21 protein-coding genes are annotated in these 26,730 nt (G+C 39.8%); 13 read left to right on the forward strand and 8 right to left on the reverse strand.

Annotation, left to right across the window (positions count from 1 at the left end; genetic code table 11):
* Positions 1–3 precede the first annotated feature (3 nt).
* The 6 genes from EWU23_RS07285 (at position 4) to accD (ending at position 9,671) form a co-directional block, all read left to right on the forward strand.
* Positions 4–765, forward strand: a complete 762-nt coding sequence (locus EWU23_RS07285; RefSeq protein ID WP_166230378.1) for an MBL fold metallo-hydrolase — start codon at positions 4–6, stop codon at positions 763–765.
* 2 nt (positions 766–767) lie between these two features.
* The gene (locus EWU23_RS07290) at positions 768–1,415 is read left to right on the forward strand and encodes an HAD family hydrolase (protein ID WP_166230310.1); all 648 of its coding nucleotides are present in this window, start codon (positions 768–770) and stop codon (positions 1,413–1,415) included.
* A 141-nt stretch (positions 1,416–1,556) separates the two neighbouring features.
* On the forward strand, positions 1,557–4,589 hold the full coding sequence (locus EWU23_RS07295; protein WP_166230312.1) for a SusC/RagA family TonB-linked outer membrane protein: 3,033 nt from the start codon (positions 1,557–1,559) through the stop codon (positions 4,587–4,589).
* 17 nt (positions 4,590–4,606) lie between these two features.
* A complete protein-coding gene (locus EWU23_RS07300; RefSeq protein WP_205753110.1) occupies positions 4,607–6,025 on the forward strand; it encodes a RagB/SusD family nutrient uptake outer membrane protein in 1,419 nt (472 codons plus the stop codon).
* A gap of 101 nt (positions 6,026–6,126) precedes the next feature.
* Positions 6,127–8,751, forward strand: a complete 2,625-nt coding sequence (locus tag EWU23_RS07305; protein WP_166230316.1) for a T9SS type A sorting domain-containing protein — start codon at positions 6,127–6,129, stop codon at positions 8,749–8,751.
* A gap of 74 nt (positions 8,752–8,825) precedes the next feature.
* The gene (gene accD / locus EWU23_RS07310) at positions 8,826–9,671 is read left to right on the forward strand and encodes an acetyl-CoA carboxylase, carboxyltransferase subunit beta (protein WP_166230318.1); all 846 of its coding nucleotides are present in this window, start codon (positions 8,826–8,828) and stop codon (positions 9,669–9,671) included.
* Positions 9,672–9,726: 55 nt separating this feature from the next.
* On the opposite strand, the gene EWU23_RS07315 is transcribed toward accD, so the two are convergent.
* Together EWU23_RS07315 and EWU23_RS07320 are read right to left on the reverse strand one after the other, a co-directional pair.
* Positions 9,727–10,539, reverse strand: a complete 813-nt coding sequence (locus tag EWU23_RS07315) for a zinc ribbon domain-containing protein (protein ID WP_166230320.1) — start codon at positions 10,537–10,539, stop codon at positions 9,727–9,729.
* Positions 10,540–10,579: 40 nt separating this feature from the next.
* Positions 10,580–11,671: a Nif3-like dinuclear metal center hexameric protein gene (locus tag EWU23_RS07320; protein ID WP_166230322.1), complete on the reverse strand. Its 1,092-nt coding sequence runs from the start codon at positions 11,669–11,671 to the stop codon at positions 10,580–10,582.
* 97 nt (positions 11,672–11,768) lie between these two features.
* Between EWU23_RS07320 and EWU23_RS07325 the strand changes: the two genes are divergently transcribed.
* Positions 11,769–12,209, forward strand: coding sequence for an NUDIX domain-containing protein (locus EWU23_RS07325; RefSeq protein WP_394367304.1), 441 nt, complete (start codon positions 11,769–11,771; stop codon positions 12,207–12,209).
* On the opposite strand, the gene EWU23_RS07330 is transcribed toward EWU23_RS07325, so the two are convergent.
* The gene (locus EWU23_RS07330; RefSeq protein ID WP_166230326.1) at positions 12,184–13,572 is read right to left on the reverse strand and encodes a sodium:solute symporter family protein; all 1,389 of its coding nucleotides are present in this window, start codon (positions 13,570–13,572) and stop codon (positions 12,184–12,186) included. The two genes, EWU23_RS07325 and EWU23_RS07330, sit on opposite strands and share 26 nt — an antisense overlap.
* Positions 13,573–13,647: 75 nt before the next feature.
* On the opposite strand from EWU23_RS07330, the gene EWU23_RS07335 reads away from it, so the two are divergent.
* Positions 13,648–14,916 carry a D-alanyl-D-alanine carboxypeptidase gene (locus EWU23_RS07335; protein ID WP_166230328.1) on the forward strand — a complete coding sequence of 423 codons (1,269 nt, stop codon included), beginning with the start codon at positions 13,648–13,650 and terminating at the stop codon, positions 14,914–14,916.
* A 26-nt stretch (positions 14,917–14,942) separates the two neighbouring features.
* Here EWU23_RS07335 and EWU23_RS07340 read toward each other — a convergent pair whose 3' ends face one another.
* Positions 14,943–16,181 (reverse strand): ROK family protein, encoded by a 1,239-nt coding sequence (locus EWU23_RS07340; RefSeq protein ID WP_166230330.1) that lies wholly within the window; start codon positions 16,179–16,181, stop codon positions 14,943–14,945.
* Positions 16,182–16,441: 260 nt separating this feature from the next.
* Positions 16,442–17,773 (reverse strand): APC family permease, encoded by a 1,332-nt coding sequence (locus EWU23_RS07345; RefSeq protein WP_166230332.1) that lies wholly within the window; start codon positions 17,771–17,773, stop codon positions 16,442–16,444.
* 53 nt (positions 17,774–17,826) lie between these two features.
* On the opposite strand from EWU23_RS07345, the gene EWU23_RS07350 reads away from it, so the two are divergent.
* Positions 17,827–19,092: an aspartyl protease family protein gene (locus tag EWU23_RS07350; protein ID WP_166230335.1), complete on the forward strand. Its 1,266-nt coding sequence runs from the start codon at positions 17,827–17,829 to the stop codon at positions 19,090–19,092.
* Here EWU23_RS07350 and EWU23_RS07355 read toward each other — a convergent pair.
* Positions 19,089–20,207 carry an endonuclease/exonuclease/phosphatase family protein gene (locus EWU23_RS07355; RefSeq protein ID WP_166230337.1) on the reverse strand — a complete coding sequence of 373 codons (1,119 nt, stop codon included), beginning with the start codon at positions 20,205–20,207 and terminating at the stop codon, positions 19,089–19,091. The genes EWU23_RS07350 and EWU23_RS07355 overlap by 4 nt on opposite strands.
* A gap of 150 nt (positions 20,208–20,357) precedes the next feature.
* On the opposite strand from EWU23_RS07355, the gene rpmB reads away from it, so the two are divergent.
* Positions 20,358–20,597, forward strand: coding sequence for a 50S ribosomal protein L28 (gene rpmB / locus EWU23_RS07360; protein WP_166230339.1), 240 nt, complete (start codon positions 20,358–20,360; stop codon positions 20,595–20,597).
* A gap of 62 nt (positions 20,598–20,659) precedes the next feature.
* Positions 20,660–21,763, forward strand: coding sequence for a HesA/MoeB/ThiF family protein (locus EWU23_RS07365; RefSeq protein WP_166230341.1), 1,104 nt, complete (start codon positions 20,660–20,662; stop codon positions 21,761–21,763).
* On the opposite strand, the gene rimO is transcribed toward EWU23_RS07365, so the two are convergent.
* Positions 21,760–23,085, reverse strand: a complete 1,326-nt coding sequence (rimO, locus tag EWU23_RS07370; protein WP_166230343.1) for a 30S ribosomal protein S12 methylthiotransferase RimO — start codon at positions 23,083–23,085, stop codon at positions 21,760–21,762. The two genes, EWU23_RS07365 and rimO, sit on opposite strands and share 4 nt — an antisense overlap.
* A 143-nt stretch (positions 23,086–23,228) precedes the next feature.
* Here rimO and EWU23_RS07375 point away from each other — a divergent pair, with 143 nt between their 5' ends.
* Positions 23,229–23,933: a 3-keto-disaccharide hydrolase gene (locus tag EWU23_RS07375; protein ID WP_166230345.1), complete on the forward strand. Its 705-nt coding sequence runs from the start codon at positions 23,229–23,231 to the stop codon at positions 23,931–23,933.
* Between the two features lie 194 nt (positions 23,934–24,127).
* Positions 24,128–24,985 (forward strand): carboxypeptidase-like regulatory domain-containing protein, encoded by an 858-nt coding sequence (locus EWU23_RS07380; protein WP_205753111.1) that lies wholly within the window; start codon positions 24,128–24,130, stop codon positions 24,983–24,985.
* 295 nt (positions 24,986–25,280) lie between these two features.
* Here the strand turns inward: EWU23_RS07380 and EWU23_RS07385 are convergent, their stop codons facing one another.
* Positions 25,281–26,516 (reverse strand): ATP-binding protein, encoded by a 1,236-nt coding sequence (locus tag EWU23_RS07385; protein ID WP_166230349.1) that lies wholly within the window; start codon positions 26,514–26,516, stop codon positions 25,281–25,283.
* Between the last annotated feature and the right edge of the window lie 214 nt (positions 26,517–26,730).

Here is a 26,730-nt window from a genome sequence, read left to right on the forward strand (position 1 = left end):
CCGATCTCGGTAGAATTTCTCGGTACGGGTACCTCCCAAGGGATACCCATGATTGCATGTTCTTGTGAAGTCTGTACTTCCTCTGATCAACATGATCAGCGTTTGCGGGTTTCCATGCACATTCAAACCCAAGGAAAAAGTTTTATCATTGATACTGGCCCCGACTTTCGCCAGCAAATGCTCCGTGCCCAGATTAAGCACGTGGATGCTGTAATTTATACCCATGAACATAAAGATCATACCGCAGGTATGGATGATTTACGCGGATTTAATTATGTTCAAAAATCCAGTATTCCCTTGTATGCTCAGGTGAATGTGATAGACCAGTTGAAAAGGGAATTTGCCTATGCCTTTGGAGAAAATAAATATCCAGGAGTTCCTGAAATTGAAACCATCCCCATCAGCCATGAGGCATTTGAAATTCAAGGCGTAAAGATTCAACCCATTTTGGTGCGTCATTACATGTTGGATGTGCTAGGTTTTCGTTTTGGAGATTTTACCTACATCACAGACGCCAATTATATTTCAGAAGAGGAATTGGAGAAAGTGAAAGGTTCGAAGATCCTGGTTATCAATGCCCTGAAAAAAACCTCCCACATCTCTCACTTTACCTTGGATGAGGCCTTGGAAGTGATTGATAAAGTACAGCCTGAGCGAGCATATATTACACATATAAGCCATCAAATGGGCTTACATGCCGAAGTTCAAAAAGAATTACCTCCCCATGTTTTTTTGGCCTATGATGGCCTTCAACTAACTATATAAAAATGTCTATTGAAGCTGTTTTATTGGATATGGACGGAGTCGTGGTGGATAATTTGCCTTACCACGTAGATGCCTGGTTGTTGTTTTGTCAGCAACACGGAATTCCTTTAACTCGGGAAGTATTTTATCAAGAGCTGAATGGGATGAATTCCAAAGATACCTTCGAATGGTTTTATGGTCGATCCATGTCTCAGGAGGAAATAGCGCATTTGGAGGAAAAGAAGGAAGCCATTTATAGGGACTTTTATGCGGCTCATCGGGTAGCAGCACCTGGTTTAATCACCTTTTTAGAAGGTTTACAAGAGGAGGGTATTGCCTGTGCTTTAGCCACTTCGGCAGGCCAGGGAAATATAGATTTTATCGTTGATGGACTAGGTATTCGTCATTTTTTCCAGGCCATCGTCGGTGGAGCGGAAGTGAAAAAAGGAAAACCAGATCCTGAAATTTATTTGAAAGCCGCTGATTTATTAGGAGTCCAATATGCCAACTGCTGGGTGGTGGAAGATTCCTTGCAAGGAATCCAAGCAGGCTTATCTGCTGGTATGCAAGTTGTTGGTATGACTACTTCTCATACCGCCACTGAATTAGTCCATACTCAAATTCAAGTTCCTAATTTCGAGGGACTGCTTAGCTTACTACAAGCCAAATAAAAAATCTCTTATTTTAGATTAATCTAAATTTTCTTTGGTAAAATTGGGATATTCCCTAATTTTCAAAATCTTTACGTGAGTAAGTGGTTAAATATTACTGTTCCTTATTTTTACTTTATTATTTCATCAAAAACGTACCTTATGAAAAGAAAATTATTGTTCAGCCTTGGACTGATGCTATTCTGGATAGTTCCAGTACTAGCCCAAGACCAAGTAATTTCTGGAAAAGTTAGCTCCTCAGAAGATGGAGCAGGTTTGCCAGGGGTGAGTGTTTCTATCAAAGGAAGCTCACGTGGTATCACTACCAGCAACGATGGTAGTTACCGTCTTTCCGTTCCCGGAAAGAATGCCGTTTTATCCTTCAGTTTTGTTGGTTTTGCCAAACAAGAAGTGTCTGTAGGGAATAAATCCGTCATTAATGTGTCTTTAGTCCCAGAATCGGCTAGTTTAGAGGAAGTAGTAGTTATCGGTTATGGAACTGCAAAAAAGCAAAATTTAACAGGTGCTCAGGTCAATGTGACTTCCAAAGCTTTGGAAAATAAGCCTGTGGCAAGTTTTGAAAATTTGTTGCAAGGAAAAGCTGCGGGTGTCCAAGTAACGGCACAAAATGGTCGTCCGGGTGCTCCTGCGTTTATACGTATCCGTGGAGAAGGGACTTTGACCGCTGGTGCTCAGCCCTTGGTGGTGATTGATGGTGTTCCTATCGCCAATAGCGAAGGAGTTATCGGAAGTGTGAACGTACTTAGCTCTTTGAACCCGAATGACATTGAAGATATTTCCATATTGAAGGACGCCTCTTCAGCTGCTATTTACGGTTCTCGTGGAGCCAATGGGGTTATTTTAGTAACTACCAAAAAAGGAAAGAAAGGAAATGCCAAAGTAACCGTTTCGACTTCTTATGGTATCAACGAGAAGACTCCAGATAATTTCCAAATGATGAACCTTCGTCAAAAATTGGAATATGAAAGAGACTTGGATTATGCCAACGAATACGTTGATGCTGCTGGAATTACTAGTCCAGCAAGTGTTTCACAATCCGAATTGGATAAAGTGTGGGCTACTTTGGAGTCTAAAAAAACAGATTGGTTCAATACCTTATTACGTCGTGGTATGAATCAAGTCACTCGCGTAGGTGTGAGTGGAGCTAGTGATACTTTTACCTATAATTTATCTTTAGAAAATCAGATTAACGAAGGTATCTTCAAATTGGCTTCTGATTTATGGAGAAAGCAAGGTCGTGTCAATGTGGAATTCAAACCAAACAATTGGGCCAAAATTGGTACTAATGTGAATTTTTCTAATAATAGAACCAACGAAATTCGTGACCGTTACAATGCACAGAATCCAGCATTTGCGATTTATGCTTACAACCCTTACGAGCCTGAGCGTTTAGCTGATGGAACTTTTAACTTGACTCATCAAGGTTTCCCCATTTCAGAAGCCTTGGAAAACAATCCAGAGATCTTAACTACCAATACCGGTATTTCTAGTGCCTATGTTTCTTTAACTCCCGTGAAAAACGTTGAGTTTAGATCACAAGCGGGGGTAACCTGGGTAGATTACTACCGTGAGTCTTACATCAAGCCGAACTCCATCTTGGATCAATACGTGGGTGACCCGGCAGCTCGTGGTTCTAAAACAGATAATGGATATCAGTCATTCAATTATGTGTTTTCTAACACCATCAATTATACCAATACCATTGCGGATAGTCACAACATCCGTGCCTTGGTGGGGGTTGAGTATACCAATGATAATTACCGCTCTTTCTCCTTTGGAACCAAAGGTTTTCCTAATGGAAAAGTTAGCACCCAAGATAATGCATCCACTCCGGTTTCAGCTACTTCCGCTAAGACAGATTGGTCTTTATTTTCATTGTTCGGTCGTGTTGGGTATGATTTCAACCAACGTTATTTCTTAGATGCGTCTATTCGTCGTGATGGTTCTTCTCGTTTCGGAGTAGATAATCGTTATGGTTTGTTTGGTTCCGTGAGTGCTGGTTGGGAAATTAGCAAAGAAGCTTTCATGGAAGATTTAACATTCATCAATCAATTGAAATTGCGCGCTAGTTATGGTACTACAGGTAATGACCGTATTGGTAACTATACTTCCTTAGGCTTGTATCGTTATTCCAGTTATGGAACTACCTCGGCCACTTTCCCATCTCAGTTGCCAAATTCAAGTTTAACTTGGGAAAAATCAGCTTCAGTTAACATCGGTATCGACTTTGCTTTGTTGAAGAACAAGTTGACTGGTTCGGTGGATTACTACCAAAAGAAGACGTCTAACTTATTATTTGATCGTCCTGTTTCTTCTACTACGGGTTTTTCTAGTCGTACTGAAAACGTTGGAGCCGTTGAAAATAACGGTTTGGAGTTGACATTAAATTACAAGATTATTCAAACCAAAGATTTGTATTGGGATATCTCAGCCAACTTTACCAACAACAATAACAAGGTGGTGGAGTTGACAGAAGACAACTTAAACCGTTCTGGTGGAGTTTCTAAGTTGAAGATTGGAGAGCCTATCGATGTATATTATCTAAACCGGTATGTAGGAGTTAACAAAGAAACGGGAGCGCCTATTTATTTAGATAAAAATGGAGCTACTACTGAAACTTGGAGCGCAGGTGATGCGGTTATTTTAAGTGGTAAATCTCGTCAAATAAAGTATTTTGGTGGTTTAGGAACTACGGTAACGTACAAAGGAGTTACTTTATCTGCCGATGCCGTTTATCAAGGAGGTCATTATGTAATGAACTATAGATGGCAAGACTTGACATCAGATGGAGAGAATGTATATCAAAATCAGGCAGTGGATGCGTTGAATTATTGGAAAAAAGCAGGAGACGTGAATGTCTTGCCAGATCCACGTAATTTATATCAAACCTTTTCTTCTGATCGCTTCTTGCAAAAAGGAGATTATATCCGTTTACGTAACGTAACCTTAGCTTACAATTTACCTAGCAACTGGGTGAAGAAAGCCAAGATGCAGTCGGTACGTGTATATGCTCAAGCACAAAACTGGTTCTATTGGACTCCAGAGTTTAAAGGAGATCCAGAAGTTGGATTTGGTCAAGCGGAAAGTACAGGTGGAACTGTTCAAGGATTGTATGCGGCTTATTCATATCCGCAAACTAGAACAGTCAATGTAGGTTTAGATATCACATTTTAATTAGTAGAGACATGAAAATGAAAAAATTCATTCTAGCGATATGCAGTGTTTGCCTAGTGGGACTAGGCTCTTGTGAAAAAGGATTGGAACTGGGACCATATAACTCAGCGACCATCGCACAAGCCTTTGAATCAGATTCTGATTTTGCTAATGCAGTCAGAGGTATGTATGGATCAGCTTTAGGAGGCTCCTATTTTGGAGGTTCCATGATAAGCTTACCCGATATTTTGTCGGACAATATCTTAGTAGCGCGTACGGGTCGTTTATCTAACCTTTCTTTTCATGAGTGGCGGTATACGGCTGATGGAACATGGGGATTGTTTGCTACGGCCTATACCGGTATTCGTCGTGCCAATGCCGTTTTGGAAAACATCGATCGTTTACCTGCAGGAGCATCTAAAGAAAATTACAAAGCAGAGGCCCTTGCTTTCCGCGCTATGGCTCATTTTGATTTGGTCCGTTTGTATGGAAAAGCCTATACTCAAGCATCAGATACTGATTTAGGGGTTCCTTATGTAACGTCTACAGATGCTACTTTGAAGCCAAGTCGTGAATCTGTAAAAACCAATTTTAGCAAAATTGAGACTGATTTGAAAGCTGCGGAGGCTGCCATCGGATCATCGAATGGTATTTATCGTTTCAATAAAGCAGCCGTTGCAGCCTTATTATCTCGTGTATATTTATACGAAGGTAAGTGGCAAGAATCAGCGGATGCTGCCACTCGTTCCTTGGCATTAAGTTCAAACCCTGGTGGTTTAGCAGATTATGCTAGAATTTGGACAGATGCCGTGAATACTGGTGTATTGTTGAAATTACAAATCGTAGATAAAGACCGTATTACTCCTGGTGTGGAATACAGCCAAAGTTCCGCTTCAGGTGTTCGTAATGAATATGTGGTTGATCATTTATTCTTACAATCTTTCAAAGCCAATGATGTGAGAACTGCGGCATCGGTTCGTTTAACGACATTCAACGGTCAGCCCTATAATTCCATTGCTAAATGGTTTGGAAGAGCTACGGGTAATGCCAACGTAACGGATTCTAAAGTGATTCGTGTAGCAGAAGTTTGGTTGAACTTGGCAGAATCTTTGGCCAATTTAGGTAAAAATGCAGAAGCCTTGACCGCATTGAATAATCTTCGTAAAAACCGTTATACGGATTTTGACGCAGGTAATTTTGCAGAAACAGGGAATGCATTAAAAACAGCTATCGACTTAGAGCGTCGCTTAGAATTTGCGTTTGAAGGGCATCGTTTGTTTGATTTGAAGCGCAAAGGAACAGGGATTTCTCGTTCTTCTCGTGGAGATAAAGCAGATGGAACAGGTACTCCGGCTCGTTTCTTGACTTTAGCTGCTACTGATTATCGTTTGCAATTACCATTACCAAGTAATGAATTGCGTGTTAACTCCAATATTCAACAAAATCCGAATTATTAATCGACGTATTTTGTGTGTTAATCGAAAAAGTCCCCATTAGTGGGACTTTTTCGATTAATATATTAGCAGAACATCTTTATATTTAGGGATAAATACCACTTATGAAGAAATTTGTATACATCATACTAGGCGTGCTGGGTATCTGGCATTTGAGCTATTCCCAAGATCATAAAATGGAAATGATTCCAGGTAAGATGATTGAGGAATATACTCCTGAATTCACTAAAATAAAGCGTGAGCTTCCTGAAGGTTATACCCAAGAGATGCAAGACTGGGTAAGAAAAAAAAATATTGAAAGTAAAAGTACCCAAAATAGAACCTCCGCTAGTGCTGCCAAGTTTACCTTAAGTTTTGAATCTCCACCTCCCACAGAAGTGAGAGCTGTTTTTGAAAAAGCAGCAGAATCGTGGGCCGCAGTATTAAATTCAGATGTGGAAGTTAAGATACTTTGTCGCTGGCGGACTTTAGCTACGAACGTTTTGGGAAGTGCTGGCGCTACGGCCAACGTACGTAATTTCCCCGGTGCCGCCAAAGTGAACACCTATTATCCCATTGCTTTAGCAGAAAAAATGGCACATAAAAACCTGAATGGGACGGATTTTGATATAGTAGCTAATTTTAATGCGGATTATGCCAACTGGTACAAAGGACTGGATGGAGTGCCTACTATCAACCAAATCGATTTATACTCAGTTGTATTGCACGAATTTGGACACGGCCTTGGATTTATTGGACAAGTGACGGTGGATAATTCTACAGCCTATTACATTTATCCAGGAATTTTTGATCAGTTCATGGTGAATGGTGCAGGTACTAGCCTGACTGACACCCTATCCTTCAAAAATGATTCACCCGAGTTAAAAACGCAATTGACCTCGGCCAATTTATTCCTTAGTACCACCAAGCTATTGGCTGTTAATAAAGAGAAAGCGAAATTGTACGCCCCAACTACCTATACCCAAGGTTCATCCATCTACCACGTAGATGCCTCTAAATACCGCCCTAAGGACCCCAATGCTTTGATGACACCCAGTATTGCCAAAGGAGAAATTACGCGGGAATTGGGGACTATCGTGCCAGCGGCATTCAATGATTTTGGATGGTATTCTTCCAGTGTGGTTCCTACCGGAGATTTATTTACAGATTCAGAAGATGTGACTAAGGATTATGTGTTCACAGTCAAAGTATATTCAGACACCATTGTGAAGGATAATTCATTGAAATTGATGCTTTCTTCCGATGGAAATATCCAGAACGCGACCTCTCGGCCACTGACATTATCCGGAACGAGTTATTCCTATACCTTACCCAAAGACACGAAATTAAGAACCATTGCCTATTATTGGGTAGCGGAAGAAGCCAGTGGAAAGAAATTTACCACACCTGCTCAAGCACCATTAATTGCAGGAACCACCACCTCAAGTTATTATAAGTTTACGATCGGACAGGATACGGTGAAACCTGTCGCGATTTATTCCAATCCACTGAAATATGTTTTTTCTAATCAGACCAAAATAACCTTACCGACCTTATTGGCCAACGATAACATTGGTATAGATACCATATATATGGAATACAGTATTGGTTCTGGTGCTGTGGTCAAAACAGGATTTACCCATTCTACTACGGATGCTTTTAGCTATTCGGGGGTATTTAACTTTACGGCTGGCCAGATTAAGGCAGGTGATATCATTAAATATCGGGTGGTGGTCAAAGACAAAGCGAAGATTGCTAATTATGTCTATTTCCCTGCTACAGGTAACTACGAGTTTGTAGTCTTAACCTCCATGGATGCGGTCAATAATTATAAAACGGATTTTGAAAGTAAGCCCACCGCTGATTTTTATTTGAAAGGCTTTGCCATCAATCAACCCGCTAATTTTACATCATTTGGTTTGAATAGTGAGCATCCTTATGCGAATGGTTCAGAAGAATCTTACGATAATTCGGGTGGTTCAGATAAGTTTACCAACAGTGATGCAATTTTATTAAAGCCTATTATTGTGAGGGCTGATACCGCTAGAATCTTTTTTGATGAAGTGGTATTGGTAGAAACGGCGGAGACTACAGGGACTTCCTTTTTAAATGCAGATGGAACGCAGAACCGCTCTTTTTATGATTATGTCATTGTACAAGGTTCAAAAGACGAGGGGTTAACTTGGTATAATTTACGAGATGGATGGGATTCCAATGAGTATACCGAATGGCAAAAAGGGTGGGCTGGTACTAACGTGGATAAAAATGGGAATTCCATTTTGAAAGGCTCGGCTACCTTATACCAAAAAAGAGAAATTGATATATTGGGTTCGGGTAAATTTAACCCAGGAGATAAAGTATTATTACGTTTCCGCCTTCATTCCGACGTGGGGGCCTATGGTTGGGGCTGGGCGATTGATAATTTGAATATCCAAGGCGCGCAGGCTGTTACGCCACCTAAATTGGTCTTGGCCGTAGAAAATGGTACAGAAGCTAGCGGTTTATTGATACGACCAAATCCTAGTCAAGGTTTATTTCGGGTGCAATTGCCTTTGGAACAAATGGGTCAAAGCGTGGAGCTTAACGTGATTGATTTGCAAGGAAGAGTGCTTTATCAAGAAAATGTGACGGTGAGTGGGGCTATGTTGGATACCGAAATTCAGGCGGTAAATTGGCCAACAGGGACTTATTTTTGTATAGTCAAAACGGCCAAACAGCAATGGGTAAAACGCGTATTTTTACTGAAATAAATATCAAATAGGGAATTAGTTTTCCATGCCACCTCTTTTTAATTATCTTTGCAGTCCTTTAGAAAAAAGAAAATATGTCGTGGTTTACCAGAAAAGATAAGGGAATTCAAACTCCTACCGAATTCAAAAGAGAAGCTCCAGATGGTTTGTGGTATCAATGTCCTTCTTGCAAGAAGGCCATTCATACCAGAGAACATCGTTTATTTGCGTATACTTGTTCTAATTGCAATTATCACGAGAAAATAGGTTCTCAAGATTATTTTGAGTTGCTATTTGATCAAACTCGATATACCGAATTAGATGCCTTAATGAGTTCAGGAGATCCATTGAATTTCGTGGATACCAAAAATTATCCTGATCGAGTAAAAGCGACTGAGTTAAAAACGGGTTTAAAAGATGCTGTTCGTTCCGCTTATGGAGAGATGAATGGTATGCGCATCACGGTAGCTGCTATGGATTTCAGTTTTATTGGAGGATCCATGGGTTCCGTGGTTGGGGAGAAAATTGCTAGAGCCATTGATTATTCTTTGGAGCACAAGCAACCTTTCTTGATGATTTCACGTTCCGGTGGAGCTCGAATGATGGAAGCAGGTTTTTCTTTGATGCAAATGGCCAAAACTTCGGCTCGCTTGGCTTTATTGGATGAAGCCAAGATTCCTTATATATCCTTATTGACAGATCCAACCACGGGTGGGGTAACAGCCTCTTTTGCCATGTTGGGAGATTTTAATATTGCAGAACCAGGAGCTTTGATTGGTTTTGCAGGACCACGCGTTATTCGTGAAACAATTGGTAAAGATTTACCTAAAGGATTCCAAAGTGCCGATTTCGTATTGGAACATGGATTTTTGGATTTCATCGTAGATCGTAAAGACCTAAAAGATAAATTGACTTCTTTGTTGGGCATGGTGCAGAAATAATTCCCAAACAATCAACATAAAAAAAGTCTCCCGAAATTTTCGGGAGACTTTTTTATTATTCAGCAGCTGGAGCAGCAGGAGCGGCAACCGCTGCCTTGCTACGGCTTTTCTTTTCTTTCTCTGGAGGAGGAATAACGTCTTCCACTCCGGCAAAAACACGACCACAGTGTTCGCACACGATGATTTTCTTTTTGTCTTTGATGTCCGTTTGTCTTTGTGGAGGTACAGAACTGAAACATCCACCACAAGCACCACGCTTCACCATTACTACGGCTAAACCGTTGCGTGCATTATCACGTAATTTCTCGTACGACTTAAATAAACGAGGATCAACTAGTTTCAAAGCTTTATCACGATCTTTCATCGCTTTTTGCTCATCTTCCTCACTCTCGTTGATGATGACCTCTAATTCTTTTTGCTTTTGTTCTAAATCCTTTTTGCGTTCAAACAAAGTAGATTCCACCGAAGCGATTTCATCATTTTTATTCAATACTTTGAAATCGATTTCTTTGATACGTTTATCAGCAATCTCCATTTCTAATCCTTGAAGTTCAATTTCTTTCGAAATAGCTTCAAATTCACGGTTATTACGCACGTTCATTTGTTGCTCTTTGTACTTCACAATTAACTTGTCAGAATCCTTTTTAGAATTTTTGTAGTTAGAAATTTGCTCTTCAAAAGACGCGATTTCTTGTTGGAATTTAGACAAACGAGTCTCTAAACCCATAATCTCATCCTCTAAATCACGTACTTCTTCGGGTAAATCACCTCTAACTTTCTTGATATTATCTAAGGCTGAATCAATGGTCTGAAGCTTTAATAATGCTTCTAACTTTTGGGCAATCGTAGTTTCGGTAGCTGTAGCCATTATTATTGTTACGTTTGAAAGTGTCTAACTCTCTTTATTCTTATGCATACCTGACCGGATTGGTCAAGGTCTCGCTTTTCAGAACGGCAAAATTACTAAAAATATTTGACAAATAAGCATGGATAGCATCCTTTATCATAACTTCCGATTCATAATGCCCTATATCACAAAGCATGCAGGTATTTTCGCCATCAAAGAATTCATGATATTTTAAATCACCTGTCAAGAATACATCCGCTCCTTGTCGTTTGGCCTCTGGGATTAAAAAACTTCCCGCTCCACCGCATAGCGCTACTTTCTTGATTTCTTTTTTCAATAGTGGTGTATGCCGTATAGCCGATAGACCCAGTGATTTCTTGACAAATTGGATAAAATCCTTCCCCGACATAGCCTCGCTTAACTCGCCGATAAAACCGGCACCCACTTCACTCCAGCGGTTAGCTAAGGAATGAATAAAATAGGCTACTTCTTCATATGGGTGCACTTTTTTCAATGTACTTATGATGCTGGATTCCAAATGACTAGGGAAAATCATATCCACTTTCACTTCTTGCACTTCAGTGGCCATGCCTTGTAGGCCTATCACCGGATTTGCCTCAGCTGATGGCGTAAATCTACCTAGGCCTTCTGCGGCAAAACTACATTCAGCATATTCGCCTATATTTCCTGCACCAGCCGCATGGAGGGCATTCCTGACTTCTTCTTGCTGAGCTATGGGAACATAATAACTGATTTGTTTTAAGGCATTTTCAGCGGGCAACAGGACCTTCCCTTTCACCCCTAATTGTTGGGCTAAATGATAGGACACTCCTTTCGGAGCATGGTCTAAGTTGGTATGAGAAGCATAGAGGGCTACGGAATGTTGAATGGCTTTGATGACCGTTCTTTCCACATAATTTTTCCCTGTCAGTGATTTGAGACCCTTAAACACGATGGGGTGGTGCGAAATGATCACATTGCAGCCTTTTTGAATAGCTTCGTCGACCACCTCCTCCGTACAATCCAAACTGATTAAAACACCTGTTACTTCCGTAGCAGGGTCTCCAACCAACAATCCGGCATTATCATAGGATTCTTGCCAGGCCAAAGGTGCCCATTGTTCCATACTGCGGCAAACGTCTGCAAGCTTCATATTCTTTTTTTAGTGTACCAAAGGTAAAATTCTTTCGGGAGCTTTGAAAAAAATGGCTATATTTAAGCAGATAAACCCTATCTAATTAAGTTAAAATATGCGATGTAGACCGGCCATAGTGATTATGGAAAATGATCATGTATTATTAATGCGCTACCAATTTGGCTCAGGAATGGTGTATAATTTCCCAGGTGGAAATCCAGATCCTGGAGAAATTTTCCCAGAAACAATAATTAGAGAATGTAGTGAAGAGTTAGCTGTCGAAGTAGAAGTAGGTAGCATGCTGTTGATGGCGGAAATTCCTAGTCAAGAGGAGAAAAAAAGCTCCTTGCATATTCTTTTTGAGGGTAAAATTGTTTCAGGAATACCCCTCTTACAAGCTCAAGAAACCACGGCCCAAGAAATTTGTTGGATTCCAATTGCTCAGTTATCCAGCCTTCATTTATACCCGAACGTAGGGGTGGCTTTGCAAGATTTAATTTTCTTACAAAAGAAAGGAGCATACCTCGGGGCTATTCAACAGCCTTGGGTGGATTAGGCCACACATAGGTCCCTAGCAGTAATCCAAGCAAACTGGCAGCTAGTCCTGGCCAAATCGATGGGATGTCTGATGGGGCAACAAACTGAAAATAGGCCCAAACGCCTAAGCCCAGTATCATACTCAGATGGCTCCCCATTGAACTGGCTTTTTTCCACCATAAGCCAGCATTCAGCGGTATAAATAAAGAGACTAAGCCAAATGCCGAGGATTCGCCTACGAGCTCAAAAATATTTTGCCTTTTAACGGCCATGTAGATACATGATAGGGTGACTAATACCACCGACAGTCGAATGATGCGCAATACTTTTTGATCCGAAGGGTTTTTCAACATCGGTTTAATCAAGTTTTCTCCTAGCACCGAAGCTGGAGCCAAAATGGCACCACTGGTGGTGCTCAATAAGGCCGAAAGCAATGCCCCCAAAAATAAAATTTGCACTCCCGTAGGGGTGAATTTCATGACCAGATGAGGGATTAAGAGCATGTCGTCCGATAATAAACTAGGGTACAAACTCACCCCTAAAAAGGCGATCATCAAAGGTAAAATGGCCACAGTTAAATACATGATGCCTGCTGAAAAACTGGCAATTCCTGCCACATGGGCTGATTTGGCCGACATCACTCGTTGGAATATGTCTTGTTGCGGAATAGACCCTAAACCTATAGTAACCCACGCAGCTACATAGCTGAGCCAGGAAGTGGCATCGTGTTTTTGGGGAGTGAATTTGAAAAAGTCGACGTCCTGACGCTGTATGATTGCCCCTAGATCGGGAGTTTTTTGATACAGTAAAAAAGTTAAAAATGCCAATCCAATGATGAGGATGATATTATGTAAAAAGTCGGTGATGGAAATGGACCACATTCCTCCTAGCAAGGTATAGGTCATGACTAAGAGAGCACCCAGTACAATGCCCCATTCGGTACTGATGGGCAAAAGTAAGTGTAAGGTCAGTCCTAAGGCCACCAGCTGTGCCGATATCCAACCAAAATAGGAGGGAACCATCACCAAAGCAGAAAGCTTTTCGGAGAAATTGCCAAATCTTTGTCGGAAATAATCACTAAACGTCAATACTTTTAAGGGGTATAATTTACGGGCATAGACTGTCCCCACAATGACTAAACCCAAAGCAGCTCCGAAAGGCTCTTCAATGATCGATAATACACCTCCGTGTACAAATTCCCTAGGAGCTCCTAGAATGGTCTCAGATCCAAACCAGGTAGCAAAGGTGACCATGGTAGCTAAGGCGAATGGAAGGTTTCTTCCTGCCAAAACAAAATCTTGGGTGGTATGCACTTTTTTACTCGCCCACCAGCCCACCGCCAGGTTCAATGCCAAATAAAAAAGTACAAATGCGATTAACATGTTGAAAAGAATGAGCTTAAAAATACGTAATTTTCGCTTAAGCTTCCCAATCACCTCAGCCTTTCACCTATGTTTATGAAAAGTCCGGCTTACTTATTGTTTTTCTTGACTGGCCTGTTTTTTACTTCTTGCCAAACAGCTAAAATCAAAAAAGCATATGTACAATCCGGACTTAATCAATTACATACAGGCATTCTCATTCAGGATCAAAATGGAAAGATGGTGTTTTCCCAACAAGCAGAACAGTATTTTATGCCGGCATCCAATGCTAAATTACTGACCTTTCTTTTAGCCAAAACTATACTGCCAGATTCAATTCCTGCTTTTGCTTATCAAGAGCAAGGAGATAGCTTGTATTTTTGGGGAACGGGTGATCCATCAACTTTACATGCCAAATTAAAGAATAAGGCAATGTTGGATTTTTTACAAGCTTCACAAAAAAACTTGGTCTATGCAGATGATGCTAAACTAACCCTTCCTCAAGGAGCGGGCTGGGCTTGGGATGATTATCAAGATTATTATGCGGCTGAAATTTCTACTTTACCTCTGTATGAGAACTTAGCCCATTTTACTAATCTGGGCCATGCTTGGAAGGTTCATCCTTCCTTTTTTCAATCCAGCATGAGCATCACATCCGAAAAAGATGCTTCACGAGATAGAACAAGTAATCAATTTCGCCTCCCTGCACCTGATGCCAAATCTTCCCCCAAAAGCATCACGATTCCTTATATCACTTCCCCGACTTTGACGGCCCAATTATTGTCAGATACCTTACATAAAACGGTTCATTACCGAGCAGTCAAACGTGATTCACTTCAATCGAAATTGGTTTATGCTGGAAAGCTGGATAGTTTGTTGGTGCCACTGCTTCATTACAGCGATAATATGGTGGGGGAGCAATTGATTTATTTGATGGGAGCCCAAAAAGGCTGGAATGGGCCCACGGCTAACATCATCCAAAAATTAATGCAAGAGCCTAGCTTTGAGTTTTTGAAGGAGGTCAAATGGGTGGATGGTTCAGGCTTATCCCGCTATAATTTATTTCGCCCGAAGGACATGATAATGATTTTACAAAAACTCCAGGATCGGCTTATGGAATCCCAGTGGAAATTCCTTTTGCCTGAATTAGGTAAATCGGGGACTTTGAAATCCATGAAATTGGCCAATCCTCAATCACATGCCTGGGCTAAATCAGGGTCCTTTGGAAATACCTATAATTTGTCGGGGTATTACCAAAATGCCCATGGTAAACGGTATCTATTTACCATCATGACCAATTTGGCCAATCAATCCGTGAGTGTCAACAAAAAACAAATCTTGGCGTTTTTGAATGTCTTAAACTAGGAGAGATTATCCAAACCTTGGAGGGCTCATCCATCGTTTTCCGATAGAATATTATGGATGGCATAGGCTTGTAATCCTAAGATTTTGGCCGATTCACCCAGTTCAGAAATTTCCACATGTAAATTCTCTTTATAATCGGCTAGGCAATATTTGTAGATGGCTTGTTCGATTGGATTACTTATAAATTTACCAGCATTGGCCAAAACACCATTGATAATAATGGACTTGGGGTTTAGTAGATGAACGGCTATGGCCAGCACTTTTCCCATTTCATTCCCCATTTCTTGTAGTAAGTCAATAGCTAATTCATCTCCTCGATTGGCTGCATCTATGACCATTTCGATATCAATTTTTTCCAGATTCTCCTTAGTCAGCAATGAAACGTGTCCTTCTTTGATGAGTTCTTTGATTCTCTTAACTAAATAAGAAGCTTTTGTTACCGTGTCCAAGCAACCAACTTTTCCACAATAACATAATTCACCTTGGGGTTTCACTTGAATATGGGCCAATTCACCCGCAAATCCAGATTCTCCCAGTACCACTTGGCCATTGACTAATAAACCAAAACCCACACCATTCCAATCCATATTGACGGTGATGGCATGTTGGATATTTTGGGCAAGGCCAAAATGATGTTCACCTAATGTGATGGCCTTGGTGTCATTGATAACATAGGTATTGACGTGGAGCAAATTTTTAAGCTCATAAGGTAGGCTTTTACCCTTAGTGCAAATATGGGGATAGGTGTAATTGATACCTGTTTTAGGATTGATTAATCCAGGCATGGATATGCTAATCGCTTCCAGGTTAGAAATCTTACAGGGCGAGGCTTGAAGAATAGTATGTATTTCCTGAGTAAGGGATTCGATAATGGGTTTGTTTTCTATTACGAAGGGGATAGATTGACTAAAAATCACCTCATTATGTAAATTTAAGATATAGGCTTTACTGGCATAGGTGTTCATGTCCAATGCCATGACATACCTTTCATGGGGACTGAGTCCATATAAAGCGGGTTTTCGGCCTAGCTGAACTTCAGCAGGCCCAATCTCTACAATCCATTTTTCACTGATTAACTCTTCAATCAAACTGGTTACTGATGGAACACTGGTATGGACGTGTTTGGTCAGTTGAGCAATCGTGAAATGACCATAATCATAAAGTTGTTGAAGAAGCTTTCTTTTAAGCTTGTTTTTTTTAAGGTCAACAATGGATTCTTTTTCGACATGTTCACTTTCAGAAGTTGATTTAAACAAATCTGACATAATTAGTAGCTTATAAATGGGTTCAAATAGATAGAACTAAGTCTTAATCTGGGCATTTTAGGCTTAAAATTTAACTAAATATAAGCAATTCATGGAAATCTGTTATAGAACTATTGAAAATCAACAAGTTAAGCTATGATTTAGGTAGAATATCCAGCTAATCCTGCCTGTGTATTTAAAATTACTCATTCATTTTGATCTTAAAAACGGGTCATTCAGCAAGAAGAATTCGGTTTGTGGAACCCAATAGCATCGTTTTCCTAAAAATCAGGCTTTTTCGATGTAAATAGACTTCGATACAACACATACGTGCCCACAATGAAGAAGAGCACATAGATTCCGCTAAGGGGATTTTGAATCAAAGTTCCTGCTAAAAATAAAACCGAAATGAATAATAAAAGGCTCGGAACATAGGGATAAGCCCAGGCTTTATAGGGTCGATGTAAGTGGGGTTCGGTTTGTCGTAACCTCAACAAGGAAGAAAAGCCAGAAATATAACTGGCCACAAAGAAAAATGTAGCTATATCAGACAAGCGTTCATTCAAGTTTTTTCCAGTTAATAGGAGCAAACAGGAGATTCCCACCGTTAAATGTGTGGCAAAACTTGGGCTGCCCACCGCATTGACCTCACTTGCTTTTTTCCAAAAAAGGCCATCTCGACTCATCGAATACAGCACCCGAGGAGCAAACATCACTTGAGTATTTAAAATCCCAAAAATACTGAGGGCTAAAAATGCCGTAATCCATTTACCGGTACTGGCGCCAAAAAGCAAGGTGATGGCATCTGCCGCAGCTAATTTGGAATGACGCACTTCCTCCAAGGGAAGTACATACAAGATGGCTATATTGATGAATAGGTAAATGGTAGCTACCGAAATGACACCTATGTACATTGACTTTGGCATGCTTTTAACTGGATCGGCATTTTCTTCCGTGAAATAAGCTGCGGTATGCCAGCCGTCAAAGGCATAAAAAATTGATAATAAGGCCGTCATGATGCCCGACCACAGAGGAAGTCCTTTAGGGCTAGCACTGGTTTCATACCACATGCCTCCTGAACCATACGCGAAGCAGAGTATAATAAAAGCCAGGAGTGCCAATGCTTTAATACCCGACAGCCATTCTTGGGATTTGCCAGCCATCACCACACCCAATTGATGGAAAAACCATAAGAGCGCTAAGGTACCTACCGCCACATAATTTTCTTGATGTTCAAAAAATGGGAAAAGTATCCCCACATATTCACTGAAAGTATAGGAACCAAAGGCTAAGGCCGTAACCGTGCCTAACCAAGAGCTAATACCCACTAAAAATCCAATATATCGACCAAATGCCCTTTCTGCATATCCATACCAAGCGCCTGCTTTGGGAATGGATAAACTAAGTTCCAACACCGTACTGATTCCTAAGAGGGCATAAGCAGCTACCAATAGCCATAAACCAATAATTAAATAAGGATTGGCCAATTGATCTGCTATAGGACCTGGCTTTCGGAGTATTCCTGTACCTACAGTCCCTCCCAAGGTGACTGCCACCCCGAAGCCCGTACCCAATACTTTCCAAAGTTGATTTGTTGTCTTATTTTTCGACATAATTGAACAAAAATAAATAAATTTAGTTTCTTGCAAGGCTTACCCTAAAATGAATGAAAAATCGATTTTTCATTAAGCTGTGTGTTCTATTACTAATTTCTACTGCTCTTTATGCTCAAAAGCCCAAAGCAGTGAAGGAAGAGTATATTAGTTTCCATTGGAAAAAAATCAAAAAGACCATTTATATTCCTTTTGATTTGTATTCCAATCTGGTGATTATCCCTGTAGTCATCAATGGCTCAGATACCCTCAAATTTATTTTAGATACCGGCGTAGGAACCACCATCTTATCTGATCCTGCCATAGCCAAACAGTTGGGTTTAAAATCCGTTCGAAAAATTCGGGTTAATGGAGTGGGAATGGGAGAACCTATTACTGCCAATATTGTCATTGATGTTCGCCTGAACATTGGAGAGGCACAAGCAAATCGACAAAGCATCATTTTTTTGGATACCGATGTGCTGGATTTATCCAGTTTTGTGGGTACTAAAATTCATGGGATTATTGGGGCCGATTTATTCAATAATTTGGTGGTGACCATGGATTATTTGAATCGGAAGATTGAACTACGTTATCCAGCTAATTATAAATATAGGACCAGTAAAGGCCTCAAATTTCCCATCACCATCTTGGATAATAAACCTTATATAAGAGGCGTAAATTTGACGAATAAGCAAGGTACAACCTCCGATTTATTGTTGCTAGACTCAGGAGCCGGTCATGCTTTTTCCATTGAAGGTCAAACCGGCGATACCACCAAATTTCATTTATCTGAATATCAGTTTCAGTTAGGGAAAGGCTTAAATGGGATAATTTTAGGGCACTTGGGGAGAATTAAGCAAGTGGGTCTAGGCCCATGGAAATGGAAAGAGGTAGTAAGTTCTTTCCCTGATTCTTTATCCTATCAAGTCAAACAAATGCAAGGTAAATCACCTGTATCTGGAAGTATAGGGGGAGAATTTTTACGAAGATTTAAATTGACCTTTCATTATTTAGAAAACTATGTGGTTTTCAAGCCGATTGCTTCTCGATTAAATCGACCTTTTGAAGAAGGGCTGTCGGGTCTTACGCTAGTGTCCATCGCCCCCGAATTCAAACGCTTTAAAGTGGAATCCGTGCAAGACGGTTCACCCGCTGACGATGTCGATTTTAGGGCAGGGGATGAAATCTGGATGGTGAATAATCGTAGGGCGACGGAATACCGATTGGATGAGTTGAACCGATTACTCCAAACCAAAGTAGGAGATAAGGTGATGTTTTTAATCAAAAGGGGTTCTGAAGTCCACCTAAAAGAAATCACCCTAAAAAGGCTATTTTAATGTTTCTTGATTATGTAGCTTGCCACGATCGGAAAATGATCCGAATAGGTGATTTTTCTTAGGGTAGTGAATTGTAAAATGTCAAATTCCTTAGAGAAAAACTGGTTGTCGATTCGCACCATATACGGACTCCGATTCAAGGTAAATCCAAATCCACGCCCTGCACTTTCAAAGGCATTGTCCATCCTTTCCCGCAGGGTACCATAGGCCCATCCGTAAGGAGTTTCATTCAAATCACCCATAACTAAGACAGGATAGGGGCTTTGCTGAATGATGCGATTGATTTGGCTAATTTCTTCTTTGTGACGAATGAAGCCTTTTTTAAGGGAAGAAATGATGCCTCGCCCTTCTTTCTTGGCATCTTCGTAATCTTGATCACGTATTTTTCCAGTGACTTTACCCACCCGGATTCCCATGGACCAAAGTTGTAAATTAATCACCCGAATGGTATCCTTGCCTTTGACCAAATCGGCAAAAAGGAAACCATTGGCGGAGTTTTTAAACTGCTCTCCTTCCTGATGAATGATGGGGTATTTGGAAAATATGGCCAAACCCATTTTTTCATGGGCATCAAAAATTTCCTTTTTTAAGGCTTGAAAGGCATAATGAGGATATTGTTCCTTCATCATGTTGATGCTTTTATACGCTGGCCGATCAGCATTGGAATAAAATTCTTGGAAACACTTAATGTCGGCCTCATAGTCCAGCATGAATTTCTTCAATTTCTCTACATTGGCTTCGTTGGCTTCATAGGCATTGGAATACATTCCATACACATTGTAATTCAATACTTTTATGGGCTTCTCTAGGCTTTCTTTGGGATTATGAATGGCAATGCTTCGCTGGATGAAACTAAGGCCTAGGATTAGGACGGTTAGTGGTAATAAGGCTCTTTTGGCCCTTTGGAAGATCCAATAAATGAGGGAAACAAAACAAAGCAATTGAGCCACCGGCATACTCATCATGATGAATCCCGCCAACCAATGATCAATGATTAAGGAATAGCTAAGTAAATAGGTCAATAAGGTGTACAAACACAAGGGTAAAGTACCCAACCAGATGATGGAGGAGAGTAATTTTTTTTTAAATGATTCGGAGGATTTGCGCTTACCCATGCTCAAAGATAACAATTGAAAGAATATAGCGGGGATATTTTATAAATTTTAGAATGGGGATTGCAATTTTATAAAATAATGAGTACTTTTGCCATCCGATTTGATAACAAATAAAATTCAAGAGCAAGTCTCAAATTAAAAGCAAATATTATGGCAAAGGTTTGTCAATTAACAGGAAAGAGAACAAGAGTAGGAAACCATGTTTCTCACGCAAACAATAAAACAAAACGTAAGTTTTTCCCAAATTTACAAACGAAGAAATTCTTTTTAGAATCTGAAGGTGTTTGGGTACGTATGAAAGTAAGCGCTAAGGCGATTCGTACCATCAATAAGAATGGTTTCGAAAAGACGTTAATTGCTGCTGCACGTAAAGGAACTTTATCTGTATAGATTGTAAAATTTTTACGAAATTAGAGCCTCTTTGAAAATCAAAGAGGCTTTTTTTGTTTCTCATGCTTTCATCTGAAGATTATATACGCTACCAAAAGCAGCTCAAAATGGCTGATTGGGGAGAAGATCAACAGCTAACACTATCGCGAGCTAAACTCTTAGTGGTGGGTGCTGGTGGACTCGCCAGTGGGGCATTGCCTTACTTGGCGGCTGTGGGTATTGGAAACATCACCATCATCGACGGAGATACAGTAGATCTATCCAATTTAGGCAGGCAGGTTATTTATCAACAGGCGGACCTAGGGGAATTCAAGGCACATAAGGCAGAAGCCTATTTAAAAGCGCTTAATCCCAGTATTCAAGTTCTGGGCATAGCGCAGAAATTGACGGAAGAAAATGCGGAAAATCTCATCCAGTCAGTGGATTTGGTGATTGATTGTACGGATAATTTTAAGACACGTTATTTAATTAATGATCACTGCGTAGCCATGGGGAAACCTTTTATCTATGCCGCCATTCATACTTGGGAAGGGCATCTAAGTGTATGCAATATGCGGATGGCATCGGGTAAAATGAGTCCTACCTACCGCTGTTTCTTTCCGAATGAACCTGGACCTAATGAAATCCCGACCTGTGATGAGGCAGGTGTCTTAGGCTTTTTGCCAGGTATTTTAGGCATCATGCAAGCCAAGGAAGCTATTTTTTGTTTAGTGGGCATGCCTTCTCCTGCCCAAGGGGCCTTGATGACCTGGGATGCTCAGGAAATGCGAAGTCATTTTTTTGCTTTAGAAAGAGATCCATTAGCAGAAGAAAAGATTTTTCCGGCCATCGAAGACAGCGGAGTGGTCAAAGAATTAAGTCCGGAGGAAGCATTTGCTCAATGGCAAGATGGTCAAATCGACTATGTTTTGGATGTTCGCGAGGAAGATGAATGGGATTTTGCCAAAATTGAAGGCGCCATCCATATACCGATGAATGACATTCCAAGCCAAATGGCAAGTTTACCCAAAGGCTCCAAAGGTCTAGTGCTGTGTCACCACGGTATGCGTTCTGCCAATGTCATTGTCTACCTGCAACAGCAAGCAGGCTTTAAAAATTTATACAATTTAGCGGGTGGTATCGACGCCTGGTCTAGGCGCATAGATCCCGATATTCCTCGTTATTAAGAAACGATGGTACCGTATAAATCAAACTCCTCAGCCCGGTCTATTTTAACCAGAACAAAATCCCCTAAACGGGCATATTGTTCTGCTGGAATCAATACCTCATTATCTACTTCGGGAGAATCAAATTCCGTACGACCAACGAAATAACCACTCTCTTTGCGGTCGACCATCACTTTATAAGTATTTCCTACGCGAGCTTGGTTCAGCTCCTCCGAAATGCCTTGCTGCAAAGCCATGATTTCATCCGAACGCTCTTGTTTCACTTCTTCTGGAACATCATCTTGAACGGAGTAAGCATGGGTGTTTTCTTCATGACTGTAATTGAAAATCCCTAAACGATCAAAGCGCATACGCTCCACGAAGGAATAACTCTCTTCATAGTCTTCTTCCGTTTCACCCGGATAACCCGAAATCAGGGTAGTTCTTAATGCAATGTTGGGCACAGTTTCACGGATGGTTTCAATCAAAGCCTCTGTTTTTTCTCGGGTGATACCACGGCGCATACGCTTTAAAACCGCGTCTGAGCCACTTTGTAGGGGCATATCTAAGTACTTACAAATGTTCTCTCTTTCTGCCATAGTTTGCAAAATCTCCACGGGAAATCCTGCAGGGTAAGCATATTGCAAACGGATCCATTCAATGCCATTGACATCAGAAAGGCGTTCTAATAATTCTTTTAATTTACGTCCACTAGAACTTCCCGCTTCTTTGAAATCCAAGCCATAAAACGTTAAATCCTGAGCAATTAAAATCAGCTCTTTAGTGCCTTTTTTAGCTAATGAACTAGCCTCTTTGACTAATTCATCCATCGGTCTAGACACGTGGTTACCGCGCATCAAAGGAATGGCACAGAAGGAGCATGGACGGTCGCAACCTTCCGCGATTTTCAAATAGGCATAATGCGCAGGCGTGGTCAAAAGACGTTCACCCACTAATTCATGTTTATAATCAGCCTTCAGGGCTTTCAGTAAGCGAGGTAATTCATTCGTACCAAAGAAGGAATCCACCATGGGGATTTCTCTTTCCAAATCATCTTTGTAGCGATGAGAAAGACAGCCAGTGACATAGAGTTTATCTATTTTGCCAGCTTCTTTGGCATCGGCATAGCGAAGAATGGTATCAATGGATTCTTGTTTGGCATTATCAATAAAGCCGCAGGTGTTAATCACGACGATGTTGGCTTTATCTTTTTTGGCTTCATGAGTTACTTCCAAACCATTCCCTTTTAATTGGGTAAATAGTACTTCCGAGTCGACCAGGTTTTTGGAACAACCTAGGGTAATGATATTGATGGAAGGTTTGGCGACAACTTTAGTTTTCATGAAGCATGATTAAATGAACATGCAATTTACGAAGAAAGAACGAAACCTCGATTTTTACCTTTTTTGTGTAATTTTTTCTTATCGGGATACAAATTTTAGATTCTTTTTATAGTATTGCAGTTCACAAAATCTAAATGATACGTATGAAGAAATTTATTTTAACCTGCTCTTTGATGGCCATAGGAATAGTTGCGTTGGCTCAGAAAGTTAATACATTGACTAGCAAGGAGAAGAAAGACGGTTATCAGTTATTGTTTGACGGAACTACTTTACAAGGATGGCATGCTTACAATAAACCAGGTACCTTGGGAGCCTCATGGTCTGTGACGAATGGAGAGATTGGATTTGATGTGACCAAAAAGGATGGTGGGGATTTAACGACAGATCAGGAATTTGAAAACTATGATTTTTCGGTGGATTGGAAGATTTCACCCAAAGGAAATTCTGGGATTATTTTCAATGTAACAGAAGACCCTAAATACCGCAGTTCGTATAATACAGGTCCAGAAATGCAGGTATTGGATAGTGATGGACATCCAGATGGCAAGATTTTCAATCACCGTGCAGGAGATTTATATGATTTAATTCATTCTTCGCAGGAAACGGTTAAGCCAGTGGGCGAGTGGAATACAGCGCGTATCGTGAATAACCGTGGTTTATTGCAATTATACCTAAATGGGGTGAAAGTAGTGGAGACACGTTATGACGATGAGAACTGGAAAAAGATGATTGCCGGTTCTAAGTTCAAAAGCATGCCAGGTTTTGGTGTGAACATGAAAGGACGTATTTCTTTACAAGACCATGGCAATCCAGTGTGGTATAGAAATATCAAGATCAAGAAATTGTAGTTGAAATAGATTGATGATAAAGGCCTGAGAGAGATCTCAGGCCTTTTTTGTTTTAGGAAGTTATCAATATGCTGATAATAACATGTTTGGTTTTATTGCTCCAGCGCAAGTATTTTTTATCTTACTTTCATCAATTTTAGGATTACATAAATGATCTAATGAGGAAGGAAATATACTACCTAAGAACATGCTTGATGTATGTTGTGTTACTATTGACCAGTTTTATTGTTCATGCTCAGCAACATCCTATTCAATTGCTTAGTCGGGCCGATAGCGCTGTCATTCCTTTTGCTTCAGTATTATTTGAAAGCAGAAAGCTAGGTTTCCATACCGATGAGCAGGGAAGGTTTAGCATAACATCAAAACAAGCTGTTGATACCATCAAGATTCGGGCCATAGGATTTGGGGATACCATATTAATTATTAATAAAGCTCATATAAAACCTAATTTTATTATTTTTTTAGAACCCAATTCAACCATTTTACAAGAAGTGAAAGTTTTTTCAGGGAATAAATCTTTCACAAGTATGAAGCCTAGAAAAACAGGAGAACTTCAACAATGGGGAGGAGTTGGGTCTCAATATGGTTTATTGTTAGATGAAGAGAAATTGATGGGTCGCAAAATGACAAAAGTTCATTTTTATTTGGCACATGGAGGTAATTTTAATTATCCATTTCGGATTCGTATTTATTCCATTAAACATGGAAAGCCAGATATAGAATTAACGAAAGAAAGTATTGTTGTTCGAGCTAATCATAAAGGTTGGAATGAATTTGAAATTAGTCAGTACGATCTTTTTGTTCCAGATAGCGGTTGTTTAGTGGCGATGGAGTGGTTAAATTTTGAAAACTTAGTTTCAGTTGATTTAATTTTGACTCAAGGAAAATATGCCGGGCAAGTTCTTGGAATGGGTGATTTTGGAAATCGATATATGGGTTTTGTAAAGGATGATTTTAGTCCTTGGCATTTTAATGGAGATTATCTACCCAGATACCAACTACCTGATAAAAGTAAGTTTATGAATCCGATGATTCGCTTGACTGTGAAATAAGAAAAAGCTTGAGAATTCTCCCAAGTCTTTTCTTATTCATAATATTGAATGATGTAGCTATTCGACATGTTCTAAAAGGCATGTGGAATTGTTGATAAAAAGAATCTTCGATTCTCTTCATCCGTGTAGAGGCTGTTTTATGTTACAATTGGGTGGGATTGTAAATCCCTTGAATCTGTAGTTCGACATAGCATATATCGAACAGCGGGTATTTTATTAAGGTAGTATTTTTGTTTTTCTGAAATCTTGAAAATTCCTATGGTTTATTTCTTGGTGATTAAATGATGGCTTATTCCTAATTTTTTTTTGTTTCAAGTAACCAATTAAAAACATTTAGATGTTTTACACCGCTTCTGTTTTGAGTAAAAGAATCTGTAGTGAGTAAGTATTTTGGGTAGTTGTCTTTAATTTTTTCTAAGGCTCCAAATTCACGTTCAATAGTACTTTCGTTTGCGATTTCCCAAGCGACTTGATAGTATTCGATGTCGCCAGTTGATGATTTGCAAACAAAATCTACTTCCGTATTACGTGTTGTCCCTGTCCAAATTTTATTGCCTCTACGTAGTAGTTCGAGGTAAACAACATTTTCCAAGATGTGCCCTCTGTCGGTGTTTCGTTCTTTGCCTACCAAAATATTCAATAATCCTGGGTCTACTAAATAGTATTTTTCTTGTGTGGCAAGTTGCTTTCTACCCTTTAAATCAAATCTATTTACTTTATAAAAAATAAAACTTCCTACTAAATATTCTAGGTATTTCTCTACTGTTGAGTGGTGTATGTTTTGTTTATCTTGTTTTAAAGTAGTTGAAATATTGCTTGGCGAAAGCGAATTTCCAATGTTAGAGGCTATAAATTTCACGATATTTCCAAATGCCCGTTTGTCATTTATTTGGTGGCGCTGTGTGATGTCTTTTTCAATGATCGTCGTATATATTGCATCCAGATACTCATATATTTTATCGAATCCTTCTTCTCGTAATTCGACACCTTTGGGTAAGGAGGTTTCATTTGTGAAATCGAAAAATAGGGCTTCGTAATTTAGGTACCTGTTGTTTATATCGATATTTCTTGAAGTTAAATATTCTTTAAATGAGAAAGGTAATATGGAGATTTCAATATAGCGACCACTCAATAAAGTAGCTAATTCACTACTTAATAAAAAAGCATTAGAGCCTGTTATGTAAACGTCTGTGTTTTCTGAAGCAAAAAGTCCATCCACTAATTTTTCAAAATGTGGAATATTTTGAACCTCATCTAAAAATATATAATTAGACTTTTCGGCTTGCAGTTTCTTTTTAATTTCAAAGTAAATGTTGTCCCACGTCTTATTTAAATAATTTTCTGGTAACTCAAAGTTGTAGAACTGAATTTGCCTTTTACCAACACCCAGCATTAATAATTGCTCTCGAAAAAGCTCCAGTAATGTACTTTTTCCTGACCTTCGTAAACCGTTTACTACCTTTATAAGGTCTTTGTCTTTGTAAGACATGAGCTTTTCTATGTATTCCTTACGCTGGGTGTACTTATTCATAAAGCAAATATGAAAAATAAATTATCAAAACTTGCATTTTTTACAACTTTTGATAATTTAAATAAAATGTTAATGTTTTTTGTAAGGAGGAATTTGAATTTAGATTTCCAATTCAACATACCTAAAATGGTTTCTGTAAACTGTTTTTTTTATGCTTCAACGCCAAAGGTTAAGTGTAGGGCTTTCATAAGTCTGAATTCAGCTCATCATGGTA

Origin of the sequence: Aquirufa beregesia, assembly GCF_011090385.1 — a bacterium.
GTDB classification, from domain to species: Bacteria; Bacteroidota; Bacteroidia; order Cytophagales; family Spirosomataceae; genus Aquirufa; species Aquirufa beregesia.